The organism is Nonomuraea sp. NPDC050022 (assembly GCF_044460705.1).
Classification (GTDB): domain Bacteria; phylum Actinomycetota; class Actinomycetes; order Streptosporangiales; family Streptosporangiaceae; genus Nonomuraea.
In genome coordinates this window covers 1,005,156-1,018,598 of sequence record NZ_JBITKE010000003.1, presented here as the reverse complement: position 1 = coordinate 1,018,598, position 13,443 = coordinate 1,005,156, and the positions used below count along the sequence as shown (strand labels likewise).

Annotated in this window: 11 protein-coding genes; 8 read left to right on the top strand and 3 right to left on the bottom strand. The window is 68.8% G+C overall.

Going from position 1 to position 13,443, the window contains the following annotated elements:
• Positions 1 to 146 precede the first annotated feature (146 nt).
• The gene (locus tag ACIBO2_RS16170) at positions 147 to 3,797 is read right to left on the bottom strand and encodes a multifunctional oxoglutarate decarboxylase/oxoglutarate dehydrogenase thiamine pyrophosphate-binding subunit/dihydrolipoyllysine-residue succinyltransferase subunit (RefSeq protein ID WP_358538880.1); all 3,651 of its coding nucleotides are present in this window, start codon (positions 3,795 to 3,797) and stop codon (positions 147 to 149) included.
• Positions 3,798 to 4,001: 204 nt separating this feature from the next.
• Positions 4,002 to 4,643 carry a B3/4 domain-containing protein gene (locus ACIBO2_RS16165; RefSeq protein ID WP_397297586.1) on the bottom strand — a complete coding sequence of 214 codons (642 nt, stop codon included), beginning with the start codon at positions 4,641 to 4,643 and terminating at the stop codon, positions 4,002 to 4,004.
• 75 nt (positions 4,644 to 4,718) lie between these two features.
• Here ACIBO2_RS16165 and ACIBO2_RS16160 point away from each other — a divergent pair, with 75 nt between their 5' ends.
• Entirely contained in the window at positions 4,719 to 5,291 is a 573-nt protein-coding gene (locus ACIBO2_RS16160) for a helix-turn-helix domain-containing protein (protein ID WP_358538884.1), read from the top strand.
• Positions 5,291 to 6,601 carry an MFS transporter gene (locus ACIBO2_RS16155; protein WP_397297584.1) on the top strand — a complete coding sequence of 437 codons (1,311 nt, stop codon included), beginning with the start codon at positions 5,291 to 5,293 and terminating at the stop codon, positions 6,599 to 6,601. The genes ACIBO2_RS16160 and ACIBO2_RS16155 overlap by 1 nt, the downstream gene beginning before the upstream one ends.
• 22 nt (positions 6,602 to 6,623) lie before the next feature.
• Here the strand turns inward: ACIBO2_RS16155 and ACIBO2_RS16150 are convergent, their stop codons facing one another.
• Positions 6,624 to 7,529, bottom strand: coding sequence for a hypothetical protein (locus ACIBO2_RS16150; protein WP_397297582.1), 906 nt, complete (start codon positions 7,527 to 7,529; stop codon positions 6,624 to 6,626).
• 168 nt (positions 7,530 to 7,697) lie between these two features.
• On the opposite strand from ACIBO2_RS16150, the gene ACIBO2_RS16145 reads away from it, so the two are divergent.
• The 6 genes from ACIBO2_RS16145 (at position 7,698) to ACIBO2_RS16120 (ending at position 13,416) form a co-directional block, all read left to right on the top strand.
• Entirely contained in the window at positions 7,698 to 8,936 is a 1,239-nt protein-coding gene (locus ACIBO2_RS16145) for a transposase (RefSeq protein ID WP_358538892.1), read from the top strand.
• A 109-nt stretch (positions 8,937 to 9,045) separates the two neighbouring features.
• Positions 9,046 to 9,561, top strand: coding sequence for a SigE family RNA polymerase sigma factor (locus ACIBO2_RS16140; protein ID WP_358538894.1), 516 nt, complete (start codon positions 9,046 to 9,048; stop codon positions 9,559 to 9,561).
• On the top strand, positions 9,548 to 10,297 hold the full coding sequence (locus tag ACIBO2_RS16135; protein ID WP_397297580.1) for a hypothetical protein: 750 nt from the start codon (positions 9,548 to 9,550) through the stop codon (positions 10,295 to 10,297). The genes ACIBO2_RS16140 and ACIBO2_RS16135 overlap by 14 nt, the downstream gene beginning before the upstream one ends.
• Positions 10,298 to 10,373: 76 nt before the next feature.
• Positions 10,374 to 11,438, top strand: coding sequence for an MBL fold metallo-hydrolase (locus ACIBO2_RS16130; RefSeq protein ID WP_397297578.1), 1,065 nt, complete (start codon positions 10,374 to 10,376; stop codon positions 11,436 to 11,438).
• A 185-nt stretch (positions 11,439 to 11,623) separates the two neighbouring features.
• Positions 11,624 to 12,619, top strand: a complete 996-nt coding sequence (locus ACIBO2_RS16125; RefSeq protein ID WP_358538901.1) for an ABC transporter substrate-binding protein — start codon at positions 11,624 to 11,626, stop codon at positions 12,617 to 12,619.
• Positions 12,619 to 13,416 (top strand): ABC transporter ATP-binding protein, encoded by a 798-nt coding sequence (locus ACIBO2_RS16120; protein ID WP_358538903.1) that lies wholly within the window; start codon positions 12,619 to 12,621, stop codon positions 13,414 to 13,416. Before ACIBO2_RS16125 ends, ACIBO2_RS16120 begins: the two co-directional genes overlap by 1 nt.
• Positions 13,417 to 13,443: the final 27 nt, after the last annotated feature.

Below are 13,443 nucleotides of genomic sequence, written 5' to 3'. Positions count from 1 at the left end.
CCCCCACCGATAGGAGCGGGGTTCATGTGGTGAGGCTTTCAGTAGTGAGCCCCCGCCGATAGCGGCGGGGGTTCATGTGGTGAGGCTTTCAGCAGTGAGCCCCCGCCGATAACGGCGAGGGCTCATGCGGTGAGGCGACTGGCTGACTAGCCGAACAGCTCGCTCAAGATCCCCTCGAGCTCGTTGTCGTGGGAGGAGTGCGAGCCGGTCGCGGGCGAACTGTTGGGCGTCCGCGAGACGCGACGTAGCGCGCGGCCGTTCAGCAGATCCGGGTCCTCGGCCAGCTTGAGCGTGAGGTAAGGCCACGGCCCCATGTTGACCGGCTCGTCCTGCGCCCACACCAGCTCGACCTGCGAGCCGTAGCGGGAGAGCTCGGCGGCGAGCTCCTCCGCCGGGAACGGGTAGAGCCGCTCCAGACGGACCAGTGCGACGTCGTCGCGGCCCGACTTCTCCCGCCGGTCGAGCAGGTCGTAGTAGATCTTGCCCGAGGAGAGCACGACCTTGGTGACCTTGCCCGGCTCGACGATGGTGTCGCCGAGGACCGGCTGGAAGGTGCCCGAGGTGAAGTCGGACGCCTTCGAGACCGCCCGCTTGTGACGCAGCAGCGACTTCGGCGTGAAGACGACCATCGGCTTGCGCCTGCCCGACTCGACCTGCCACCTGAGCAGGTGGAAGTAGTTGGCCGGAGTGGACGGCTGCGCGACCGTCATGTTGTCGAGCGCGCAGACCTGCAGGAACCGTTCGATGCGGGCCGAGGAGTGGTCGGGACCCTGGCCCTCGAAGCCGTGCGGCAGCAGCAGCACGACAGCCGACCTCTGGCCCCACTTCTGCTCACCGGACGAGATGAACTCGTCGATGATCGTCTGGGCGCCGTTGACGAAGTCGCCGAACTGGGCCTCCCAGGCCACCAGGGCGTCGGGACGCACGACGCTGTAGCCGTACTCGAAGCCCAGCGCCGCGAACTCGCTGAGCAGCGAGTCGTAGATGTAGAACTTCGTGGTGCCCTGGTTGAAGACCTTGAGCGGGGTGTGGTCCTCGCCGGTCACCCGGTCGACCAGCACCGCGTGGCGCTGGGTGAACGTGCCCCGCCGGGTGTCCTGGCCGACCACGCGGACCGGGTGGCCATCGATGAGCAGCGAGCCGAAGGCCAGCGTCTCACCCATGCTCCAGTCGATCGCGTCCTGCTCGACCGCCTGGCCACGGCGCTGCAGCACCGGCGCCAGGCGCGGATGCGGCGTGAAGCCCTCGGGCAGGTTGAGCTGGGTGTCGACGATCCGCTTGAGCGTCTCGTCGGTGATCTCGGTCGGCGTGTCGTTGTGCGACCACTTGATCACCTCAGCGGGCGGCACCCGCATCGCGCCCGCCTCCGGCGGCTTCTTCGCCGCCTCGCGGGTCTCGGTGAACGCCTGCTCCAGCTTGGCCTGGTAGTCGCGCAGCGCCTGCTCGGCCTCTTCCACCGTGATGTCGCCCCGGCCGATCAGCGCCTCGGTGTAGAGCTTGCGAGTGGAGCGCTTGGCGTCGATCAGGTCGTACATCAGCGGCTGGGTGAAGGCGGGGTTGTCGCCCTCGTTGTGGCCGCGGCGGCGGTAGCAGATCAGGTCGATGACGACGTCCTTGCGGAACGCCTGGCGGTATTCGTAGGCCAGCTCGCCCACGCGGACGACGGCCTCGGGGTCGTCGCCGTTGACGTGGAAGATCGGCGCCTGGATCATCCGGGCCACGTCGGTCGCGTAGACGCTCGACCTGGACGAAGCGGGCGATGTCGTGAAGCCGACCTGGTTGTTGACCACCACGTGCACGGTGCCGCCGGTGCGGTAGCCGCGCAGCTGCGACAGGTTGAGCGTCTCGGCCACGACGCCCTGGCCGGCGAAGGCCGCGTCGCCGTGGATGAGCACCGGCAGGACCGTGAAGCCCTCCTCGCCGCGCTCCAGCAGGTCCTGCTTGGCGCGGACGACGCCTTCGAGCACCGGGTCGACCGCCTCCAGGTGAGACGGGTTGGCCACCACGGAGGCGGCGATCGTCTTGCCGCTGGGAGCGGTGAAGGTGCCCGACGCGCCGAGGTGGTACTTCACATCGCCCGAGCCGTGCGCGGTGCGCGGGTCGATGTTGCCCTCGAACTCACCGAAGATCTGCCCGTAGGACTTGCCGACGATGTTGGCCAGGACGTTGAGCCGGCCGCGGTGGGCCATGCCGATGACGACCTCGTCGAGGTCCTCGTCGGCGGCGTCGCTGATCACCGAGTCGAGCAACGGGATCAGGGACTCGCCGCCCTCCAGCGAGAAGCGCTTCTGCCCGACGAACTTGGTCTGCAGGAACGTCTCGAAGGCCTCGGCCGTGTTGAGCCGGCTCAGGATGTTGAGCTGCTCGTCACGGGCCGGGGAGGCGTGCGGCTTCTCCACCCGCGCCTGGATCCAGGCCCGCTCCTCGGGGTTCTGGATGTGCATGTACTCGATGCCGACCGTGCGGCAGTAGGAGTCGCGCAGCACGCCCAGGATCTCGCGGAGCTTCATCAGTGGCCGGCCGCCGAAGCCGCCGGTGGCGAACTCGCGCTCCAGGTCCCACAGCGTCAGGCCGTGGGACTGGATGTCGAGGTCGGGGTGCTTGCGCTGCTTGTACTCCAGCGGGTCGGTCTCGGCCATGAGGTGGCCGCGGACGCGGTAGGCGTGGATCAGCTCGATCACCCGAGCGGACTTGGCCACGTCGTCATCGTGCGAGGCCGAGATGTCCTGGACCCAGCGGACCGGCTCGTAGGGGATCCGCAGCGCCTCGAAGATCTCGTCGTAGAAGCCGTCCTCGCCGAGCAGCTGCCGGTGGATCGTGCGCAGGAAGTCACCCGACTGGGCGCCCTGGATGATCCGGTGGTCATAGGTGCTGGTCAGCGTCATGACCTTGGAGACGGCCAGGCGCGAGAGCGTGTCGGGCGAGGCGCCCTGGTATTCGGCCGGGTATTCCATCGCGCCGACGCCGATGATCGTGCCCTGCCCGGGCATCAGGCGCGGGACCGAGTGGACGGTGCCGATCGTGCCGGGGTTGGTCAGCGAGATCGTGGTGGCCGCGAAGTCGTCGACCCCGAGCTTGCCCGAGCGGGCCTTGCGGACGACCTCCTCGTAGGCCATCCAGAACTGGCGGAAGTCCATGTCCTCGGCGCCCTTGATGGAAGGCACCATGAGCTGCCGCTCGCCGTTGCTCTTCTGGACGTCGATGGCCAGGCCGAGCCCTACGTGCTGCGGCTTGACCAGGGTCGGCTTGCCGTCGACCTCGGTGTAGGAGTAGTTCATCTCCGGCATGGCCCGCAGCGCCTTGATGACGGCATAGCCGATCAGGTGCGTGAAGGAGACCTTGCCGCCGCGTCCCCGCTTGAGGTGATTGTTGATCACAATGCGGTTGTCGATGAGCAACTTGGCCGGGATGGCCCGGACGCTGGTCGCGCTCGGAATGACGAGCGAGGCGTCCATGTTGGCGGCGGTGCGTGCGGCGGCACCGCGCAGTTTGACTTCCTCGGCGCCCGCGGGCACCGGGGCCGCAGGCTGCTTCGGCTTGACATCGGGGACCGGGGCAGTCGGTGCAGCCTTGGGTGGAGCCGCCATGGGAGCCGGAGCGGTCGCTGTGCCGTTCGCCGCCTCCTTGGCGGGCATTCTGCCCGGTCCATAATCAGGGTTGTAGTCAGCGAAGAAGTTCCACCAAGCCCGGTCCACAGACTCAGGATCTTGGAGGTACTTCTGGTACAGCTCGTCGACAAGCCACTCGTTCTGTCCAAAGCTTGCCAGCGGGTTTGTCCGCGACGACTCAGACGACACGGCGGAAATCGCCCTCTTCCGCAGATCGGCGTTGATGTTAGAGAACCTGTCCAAGGTTACTCGTCTTGCCCGGCGGCGCGCGCAAGAGACGCCCCGCGGCCTCGCCCGATCCTCTCAAGAGAGTCCGAAGAGGTCACGCCCCCCTAGTCAATCCAGGGGGTGCCGCAATTATCACTGTTTGGTATCAACAGCTGTGCGGCAGGTTTATTTCACCTCAGACAGCACTCTGGCGCTGATCCGCACCTCGGGGGACAGCTCGGTCAGCAGGGTCGCCAGCTCCTCGCCCGCCTCCTTGAGCTCCTCCATGGACATCGGCTCCAGCCGCTCCAGGATGAAGATCGCATTGGTGGTCTCCTCGGTGAGGCGGGTGCGCGCCACCTGGCGCCAGTTCCACCTGCGACAGGTGACGCCGATGTCGTCGCGCCAGATCACCTCGCCGGGCTCCGGGGCGCCGAGCGCCTCCGCCTCCTCGCCGCCTTCCGCCCGGACCAGTCGCGGCGGGCCGGCGTAGTGGTCGAGGTCCTCGCCGCCGATCGGCAGCGCGTGCTTCACGCTGATCGAGTTGTAGGCGTCGACGGCCTGGTTGATCTCCGGCAGCGGCAGCCTGCGGGTCAGGGCGTCGACCGAGGGTCTGGTCTTCTGCGGCTTGGCGCCGAACGCGCGGTAGGCGTCCTTCCACGCGTCGATCTTCTCGGTCTGTACGGGCTGCTCCGAGGCCGCGGCCAGCCAGGCGCGGGAACGGTCGTCTGTGGGCCCGTTGCGCAGCCCGTGCGCCGTCATGACCAGCACCGCGAAGTCGGGACGCAGGGCGAAGACCGCCTCGTCCACCCAGATCTCATCAAGCATGCGGCCCAGTTTATTCGGCAGGAAAACCCGCAAAATTCTCTTTGCAAAATTGCCTTTGCGGTTTAGCCTTCGTCTATGGAAGAGAAGTTCAAGATCAGCGATCCGCAGGTGCTCAAGGTGGTGGCGCACCCCCTGCGGGTGCGGCTGCTCGGCCTGCTGCGCGGCGACGGGCCCGCGACGGCCAGCGAGCTGGGGCGCAAGGTGGAGGAGAGCTCCGGCTCGACCAGCTACCACCTGCGCGAGCTGGCCAAGTACGGCTTCATCGAAGAGGACCCCGAGCGACGCGACGGCCGGGAACGCCGCTGGCGGGCCCGCCATCAGTACACCTCCTGGGACAACCTGGAGATGGCGGCCACGCCGGAGGGGCAGGAGGCCGTCCGGATCATGCAGCTGCGCCAGCTGGAAGCGCTGGGACGGGCGGTCGAGGCGTTCGAAGCGGGGGAGTGGCCCGCCGAGCTGGTCGAGGTCTCCGGGATGAGCGACCATCTGGTGCGGCTGCCCGCCGCGGGTGTCCGTGAGCTCAGCGAGCGCGTCGACGCGCTGGTGCGCGAGCTCAGCGAACGCTACGCGGACGATCCCTGCGCCGTGCCGATGAGCGTCTGGTCGGCGGTCTTCCCCCGCGGGCCGCTGGACGGGGAGGACAGCTGATGACAGCCCGATCCGCGTTACGCCGTTACCTGCTGGTCAGCTTCCTGACCTGGCTGCCGCCCGGCCTGATGAGCGCCGTGCTTGTGCTGCTGATGACCGAACGGGGACTCAGCCTGGCCCAGGTCGGGCTCGCCCTCGTGGTGTTCTCGATCGTCACCATCAGCCTCGAACTGCCCACCGGTGGCCTGGCCGACGTGATCGGCCGCCGGACGGTCCTGGCGATCTCGGCCGCGTTCACCGTCGCCGCGCTCACGCTGATGGCGGTCTCGACCACGTTCTGGATGTTCCTGGCCACCGGTGTGCTCAAGGGCGTCGCCCGCGCCCTGTCCAGCGGCCCCGCCGCCGCCTGGTACGTCGACACACTCCACGCCCTCGAAGGGCCGGACGCCGACCTCAAGCCGGGCCTGGCGCGTGGCGGCGCGCTGGAGTCGGTGGCGCTGTTGCTGGGCGTGCTGGTGGGCGGGTTCGCGCCGCTCGCGGTGCCGCCGGCGGTGATGACGCCCCTGGCGCTGCCGCCGCTGCTTGGCGCGGTGGCCGGGCTCGTGCTGCTGGTGACGGTGCTCTTCGCGCTACCCGAGACGCTGCCCGAGGCCGCGCACCCGACCCGCGCCGGGGAGCACCCGCGGCGTGTCGGCCAGTCACTCGGGCGACCGCTCGGGCGGGTCGTCCGGGACGTGCCCTCGACCGTGGCCGAGGGCGTGCGGCTGGCGGCCGGCGGACCGCTGCTGCGTCGCCTGATGCTGGCCGCCGCGGCGTCCGGCGTCGCGCTGGCCAGTGTCGAGCTGCTCGCCCCCGGCAGGCTGGCGGCGCTGGCGGGCACGGCGGAGCTGGGCAGCACCGGCTATGCCGTCGTGGCGGCGCTCGGCTTCGCCGGCAGCGCGATGGGCAGTGCGATCGCGCCCCGGGTGGCCGGGTCGGCGGGCGGTTCGGTACGCGGCGCGGCGGCGGGCGTCGTCCTGACCGCGCTGGCCATCGCCGCCCTGGCGGCCACGGCGGGCCTCGACGGGCCGCCCGGTTTCGCGGCCACCGGGCTGGCCTATGTCGTCATGTTCGCCGGGCTCTCGGTGGCTGGAGTGCTGTGCTCGGAGATGACGCACCACGCCGTCACGGCCGCGCAGCGCACGACCGTGACCTCGACGAGCTCCCTGTCACTGCAGGCGGGGGCAGCGCTGTCCAACACGACGTTCGGCACCCTGGCCGGCCAGGCCGGTCTGTCCGCCACGTGGTCGCTCGCCGCGGGGGTGGTGCTGGCCTCCGCGCTGCTGTTCGTCCGCATGCCCGCGCTCCGACCGGCTCGCCCTGCCCGGTAAAGGGGCCCGTACGGAGTATGGCTCAGGGGAGAGCGGGCACCGACGGGTCGGTGTCGGTCCAGCCGACCTGGAGCATGGTCGAGGTGTAATTCCGGAACGGCTTGCCGTTGAGCTCGGTCGTCAGGCTTTCGGCCAGCAACACCATCTCGTCGGTGTCGACGATCACCTCGATGTTGGCTGTGATCTTCTGACGGACCTGATCGGGAGCGATGGAGAGTTTCGCACCGGCCCTGCCCAGAGCGTCCTTGACCGTCCCTTGGGCGCGTACGTTGGGCATCGTCAGCAGCGCCTGGTAAGCCGCGGCGCGGACTTCCTTCGGCGCGGGAAGAGTGTGCAGCAATGTGCGCAGCGCCGCTGTCACGTAGCCGCCGACGGCGTCGTCCGGAGCCCTCCCGACTTGTACGGCCTTCGCGAGCCAGTCCTTCAAACCGCTCGGGTCCGCGGGCAGTTCCTGGAGCTCCGCGTACGACATCTGCTGCCCGGCCAGAAAGAAGGCGTTTGGACGCTTCGAGGGTATGACCCGGCCCTTGTCCGCTTTGGTGGCCAGGGACACGGTGCCGCGACCAGCCGTGCGGCTCAATCTGGACGGAGAGCCGTCGCGGCGCCACGCCTTCTCGTCCGCCGCGCTCTGCGGTCGTGCCCCCAGCGTTCGGAGCCCGGACCATGCCTTGCCATCGGGCGAGGTCCAGGTTTCCGCGATCCGCCGTTCCTCCACCCAGTAGCGGTTGGAGCCTCTCCCGAACTGCCGGGGCTGGGTGCTCCGCAGCAGCGTCCTCGTATGCCAGTAGGTGCCTTCCGCCGGAGCCGTTACCGTACGGGCGGTTGCCGCGAGCCGCAGCTCCGGCGCGTCCAGGAGGCTGGGCGTGCTCGGCAGGCCCAGCAGGGCGATGGTGCACAGCACGGCCAAGCCGATCTCGACGGCGATCATCGGCCGGATCAGTTGTGGTCACGAGTTTCATCTGAATTGTGGCGCGGATACCCGGTTCTTCAGGACCGGGGGAAAGCGCCATGCCTCCTCTCGAAAACAGTATGGAAAAGCTCGGTTACGTTCGGTAATATGTGCGGTGGGTGATGGCGCTGTGACAGGAGGTGCGCGATGGCGATCAGCCGCTCCGCCACCAAACGCAACGGCCTGCCCACGATCGTGCAACTGCGGCTCACGCCTACACCCGCCCAAGCCGAGGCGCTGGCGGCGGCGGTGCTGTTGTGCAATCAGGCGGCCACCGTCCTCTCCCGCTTGGCCTGGCAGCATCGCGTGTTCGCGGTGGTGGAGTTGCAGCGGCTGGCCTACTACGAGGTGCGGGCACAGATGGCCGGGCTGGGCGCGCAGGCGGCTGTGCGGGCGATCGCCCGGGTCGCGGGCGCCTACGCCAACCGGCGCGCCAGCAAGAGACGGGCTCACATCTTCCGGCCGTACGGCGCCGTCCCTTACGACGCCCGGCTGATGAGCTTCAACCGTGACGCCCGCACGGTGTCGCTGTGGACCCCCACCGGCCGCGTCAGCGTGCCCTACACCGGCCGGCCCGAAGATCTCAAGGCCATGGATACGCTGCCGAGGGGGGAGGCCGACCTGATCTGCCGTCGCGGGGTGTGGCTGCTGCAGGTCACCCTCACCCTGCCCACACCGGCGGTGCGCGAGCCGGTCGGCGGCTTTGTGGGGGTGGATCAAGGGGTGGCGAACCTGGCGGTCACCTCCGACCGGGTGGTGCTGCCCGGCCCTGCCCTCCCCGGCCCGATCGGCGGCAACGGCCACGTCCGCACTCTGCGGGAGCGGCGGCATCGCCAACGCCGACGCCTGCAGCGCAAGGGCACGTCTGCGGCGCGGCGGGTGCTGCGCCGCCTGTCCGGGCGTGAGCACCGAATGATGACCGACCTCAACCACCAAATCAGCAAATATGTGGTGCGCGAAGCCGAACGCACCGGCCGCGGGGTCGCCCTGGAAGATTTGCAGGGCATCCGCAGCCGGGTAAGGGCTCATCGGTTCCAGCGGCGCACCCTGCACAGCTGGGCCTTCGCCCAGCAGACCACGTTCACCCGCTACAAGGCCGCCCGCGCCGGAGTCGCCTTCCTGCTGGTCGACCCCGCCTACACCTCGCAGGCCTGTCCGGAATGCGGGAACGTCAGCGGGGCGAATCGACCGGCGCGGGGCCGGTTCGTCTGCACAAGGTGTGGCCTCGCTGGGCACGCCGACCACATCGCGGCCCGCAACATCGCCGTACGCGGCGTCGCGGGCTGGGCTGTTATCAACCAGCCACACGCTACCGGCCTCCCTTCACCCAGATGGGACCGTGAGAGCAAACCACCGGCTGGGCCGGTGGTAGTTGATGCCTCCTAATACGCCTGGACCGCGTCAGACGTTGCCTCGCGCCAAAGGGCTGTCCCACACACAGGCAACCCCGCGACTCGCTCGGGCGTATAGAGGGCGTGAAATCGGACGGACAGCCGTGAGCGGCGCAGAGGAACAGGAATTCGCCGCGTTCGTGGCCGCGCGCGGCACAAGCCTGCTGCGGGTCGCCTACCTCACCTGCGGCGACGAGGCGGAGGCTGAAGACCTGCTGCAGACGGCGCTGGAGCGTACATGGCGCAACTGGGACCGGGTGCGGTACGCCAACCCCGAGCCCTATATCCGCCGCATCATCGTGAACACGGCCATCAGCCGGGCCCGGCGGCGAGCGATTCTGCGCTTCATCCCGGTGCACACCCCGCCGGAGTCGGCGGCGCCCGAGACCGACATCGACCTGCGCCGGATGCTCATGGACGTCCTGCGCGCCCTGCCTCCCCGGCAGCGCGCGGTGATCGTCCTGCGGTACTGGGAGGACCTCGGCGAGACGCAGACCGCCGAGGTCCTCGGCTGCTCGGTGGGCACGGTGAAAAGTCAGGCAGCCAAGGCGATGGCCAAGCTCCGTTCGGCGCTCGGCGACGGAACGCTGGAAGGAGTGATCAGGAATGTCCGTACTTGAGGAGCGCCTTCGCCAGATCATGGCGGACGAGACCGCGCGGTTGCGGGCCGCGCCCGACCTGGTGGAGCGGGTGCTCCGGTCCTCGCGGAGGAAGAGGAAGCGGGTCAAGCTCGCCGCCATGGCCGTGTCGGCGGCCGTCGTCGCCACCGCGGTCCCCGCCTTTCTGATCCTCGGGCCCAGCCCCACGACCGTGCTGACGCCCACGGTCAGCACGTCACCCGCGACCCCTGATCCGACGCAGCCGGACACCCCCGCCATCGACGACACCCCGGCGCCCCCGTCTCCGACCCCCGATTTCGGAGACCTGGGCGACGGAAGGGCTTTCGGGCGCGTCAAGGTGGGTTACCTGCCCGACGGGTTGCGGTGGGGCAACTGGTCCCTGAACTTCGGCGACAAGTACACGACCTCATGGAACTACGACGGGGACAAGCACGGCTTCTACTGCGTCCAGATCTACGTGTACGAAGGCGCGGCCGTCCAGGAACCCGATGACCGCGTCCAGGAGTACCGCAAGGACGGGAAGGGCGAAGAGGTGGCCATCGGCGACCGGACCGGGTACCTGATCACGCAGAACGTCGGCGAGGACGGCGGGAAGGGCACCCCGAGCCTCATGCTGACCATGAGCGAGGGGCGGCGGGCCGAGGTGATGATCAGCCCGGTGTACGCCAAGAAGCTCGGCGGCGCCAAGACGAAGCGTGAGCTGTTGAAGATCGCCGAAGGGCTCACAGCCGACTGAACCAGCCTGTCACCGGCCGTTTCCCCGGCCAGCCCGCTGCTCGGTAGTAGAACATGGTTCGGGCACAATGCTGAGCATGGCGAAGTTTGTGGTGACTCCATCCAGCGAGACCCAGCGCGCGGCGTGGCTCGGCGGCACGATTCCCGAGGTCGAGCGGGTGCGGCCGGGACTGTGGTCGGTTCCGGTGCCGATCCCGGTCAATCCCCTGCGTTACGTGCTGGTCTACGTCCTGGAACTGCCCGACGGGGTCGCCATCGTCGACGCCGGATGGAACACCGACGAGGCCTGCGAGGCGCTGGTCGCGGGGTTGCGGGTCGCCGGGTATGCGATCACCGACGTCAAGGGCGTACTGGTGACCCACATCCATCCCGATCACTACGGCCTGGCCGGGCGGGTCCGGGAGATGTCGGGCGCGTGGATCGCCCTGCACCCCGCCGACGCGCGCCTCGTCCACGATCGGTACGACGACAGCGCCATCGACTCGCTGGTCGAGCGCGAACGGGCGCAGCTGGCCCGGTCCGGGGTGCCCGAGCTGACCCTGGACGAGCTGGCCGGCGCCTCGATGATGATCAGGCACATGGTGTCGATGGCCAAGCCCGACCGGCTGGTCGAGGACGGCGACCGGCTGGACCTGCCCGGCTGGGATCTGCGGGCCGTCTGGACCCCTGGCCACTCGCCCGGCCACCTCTGCTTCGTGTCGCCGTCCAGGAAGCTGCTGTTCTCCGGCGATCACGTGCTGGCCAAGATCACGCCGATGGTGGCCGTGCATCCGCAGTCCGCGCCCAACCCGCTGGCCGACTACCTCGACGCGCTGGCCGCCGTACGGAAGCTGGATGTGGAGGAGGTGCTGCCCGCGCACGAGTACCGCTTCCTGGAGCTGGCCGAACGGGTCGACTATGTGATGGCGCATCACGAGGAGCGGCTGGCGGAGATCGAGCGGATGCTCGGGGGCGCCTCCGCCGGGGTCTGCTGCTGGGACATCGCGACCGGCCTGACCTGGTCGCGGCCCTGGGAGACGATCCCGCCGTTCATGCGGCGCGCGGCCACCAACGAGACGCTGGCGCACCTGGTGTGGCTGGAGTCGCGGGGACGGGCGCGGCGCGTGCTCGGCGAGCCGGAGCTGTGGTTCGCGGGTGCCTGACCAGGCGACATTTATTTCATGTAAACCCAGTAGGAAATGTTGACTTCTTGACCGCGCCTGCGTAGCGTCGAGTGCATGAGCCCGGACCTCACCCGGCGCGCGCATGTCGACTTCTGCCGCGTCGTCAGCGCACAGTGTCACTGATCACGACTTAGTCCCCGTCCCCCTTTATTTGAGGACATCTCGTGATCAAGCGTCTCGCTTCCCTTGTCCCTCTTCTCCTCGCCGTCACGGCGTGCGGCACCGCCCAGGGCGCCGCCGAAACCCAGGAACTGCGCTACCAGGGCAGTGTCGGCACCGTCACCTTCCCCGAGCTGGCCGAGGAGCTCGGCTATCTCAAACCCGTCAAGCTCAAGTGGATCGGCAACACGACCAGCGGACCGCAGGACATCCAGACGGCCGCCACGGGCCAGAGCGACTTCGGTGGCGCGTTCAACGGCGCCGTGGTCAAGCTGGTCGCCGCCAAGGCCCCGATCAAAGCCGTGATCAGCTACTACGGCAGTGATCAGAACTCCTACCAGGGCTACTTCACCCTCCAGGACAGCCCGATCCACAGCGCCCGCGACCTGATCGGCAAGAAGGTCGGCATGAACACCCTGGGCGCCCACGCCGAGGCCGTGCTGAAGGAATACCTCAAGCGCGGCGGCCTGACCCCGGCCGAGATCAAGCAGGTCGAACTGGTCGCCGTCCCACCCGTCAGCGCCGAGCAGTCGTTGCGCCAGAAACAGATCGACGTGGCCGCGCTCGGCGGCATCCTGCGCGACAAGGCGCTGGAACGCGGCGGTCTCACGACCCTGTTCAAGGACGTCGACCTGTTCGGCGACTTCTCGGCCGGGACGTACGTGCTCACCGACCGCTTCATCAAGCAGAACCCGAACACGGCCAGGAAGTTCGTCGAGGCCACTGCCAAGGCCATCCAGTGGACCCAGACGCACACCCGTGAAGAGGTCGTGGCCGAGTTCAAGGAGATCATCGCCAAGCGGGCCAGGAACGAGGACTCCACCACCGTCGGCTTCTGGAAGAGCAGCGGTGTCGCGACCAAGGGCGGAGTGATCGAGCCGCAGGAGTTCCAGCGGTGGATCTCCTGGCTGGAGGGCGCCGGCGAGATCAAGCCCGGCCAGATCAAACCCCAGGACGTCTACACCAACGCCTACAACCCGTTCGTCTCGGGAGGCTCCTGATGAAGATCGAGTTCGTGTCCGTGACCAAGGAGTTCGCCGTCCGCGGCAGCTCTTTCACCGCCCTGTCCGACATCTCGCTCGACGTGGCCGAAGGCGAATTCCTCACGCTCGTCGGCCCCAGCGGATGCGGCAAGTCCACCCTCCTCGACCTGCTCAGCGGCCTGACCCTGCCCACGCGCGGCGAGATCCGCATCGACGGCGTCCCCGTCTCCGGTCCGGGACTCGACCGGGGCATCGTCTTCCAGCAGTACGCGCTGTTCCCCTGGCGGACCGCGGTGGCGAACGTGGAGTTCGGGCTGGAGGCCAAGGGGGTGCCGCGGCGCGAACGCCGTGAGCGCGCCCGCGGCTACCTCGACCTGGTCGGGCTGCGCGGCTTCGACGAGCGCTACCCGCACGAGCTCTCGGGCGGTATGCGGCAGCGGGTCGCCATCGCCCGCAGCCTCGCCTACGACCCCGACGTCCTGCTCATGGACGAGCCCTTCGCCGCCCTCGACGCCCAGACCCGCGAGTCCCTCCAGGAGGAGCTGCTCCGCATCTGGAACAAGACCGGCAAGACCATCGTGTTCATCACCCACGGCATCGACGAGGCCGTCTACCTGGGGCAGCGGGTGGCCGTCATGACGCCTGGCCCCGGTCGGATCCGGGCCGTCGTACCGGTCTCGTTCGCCTCCCGCGAGGGGGACCTGCGGGCCGATCCGGTGTTCGGCGAGTACCGCCACGCCATCTGGACGCTGCTGCGCGAGGAGGTGACCCCCGTTGGCCAGACCCTCACTCAGCCTCTCGGCCTCCCCGCTTGAGGACGACCGCCTCCTTGTCAGGACCCT

Coding starts and splice junctions, on each gene's coding strand:
- ACIBO2_RS16165 (WP_397297586.1), bottom strand. CDS start 4,643: ATGCTTGATGAGATCTGGGTGGACGAGGCGGTCTTCGCCCTGCGTCCC.
- ACIBO2_RS16160 (WP_358538884.1), top strand. CDS start 4,719: ATGGAAGAGAAGTTCAAGATCAGCGATCCGCAGGTGCTCAAGGTGGTG.
- ACIBO2_RS16155 (WP_397297584.1), top strand. CDS start 5,291: ATGACAGCCCGATCCGCGTTACGCCGTTACCTGCTGGTCAGCTTCCTG.
- ACIBO2_RS16150 (WP_397297582.1), bottom strand. CDS start 7,529: ATGATCGCCGTCGAGATCGGCTTGGCCGTGCTGTGCACCATCGCCCTG.
- ACIBO2_RS16145 (WP_358538892.1), top strand. CDS start 7,698: ATGGCGATCAGCCGCTCCGCCACCAAACGCAACGGCCTGCCCACGATC.
- ACIBO2_RS16135 (WP_397297580.1), top strand. CDS start 9,548: ATGTCCGTACTTGAGGAGCGCCTTCGCCAGATCATGGCGGACGAGACC.
- ACIBO2_RS16130 (WP_397297578.1), top strand. CDS start 10,374: ATGGCGAAGTTTGTGGTGACTCCATCCAGCGAGACCCAGCGCGCGGCG.
- ACIBO2_RS16120 (WP_358538903.1), top strand. CDS start 12,619: ATGAAGATCGAGTTCGTGTCCGTGACCAAGGAGTTCGCCGTCCGCGGC.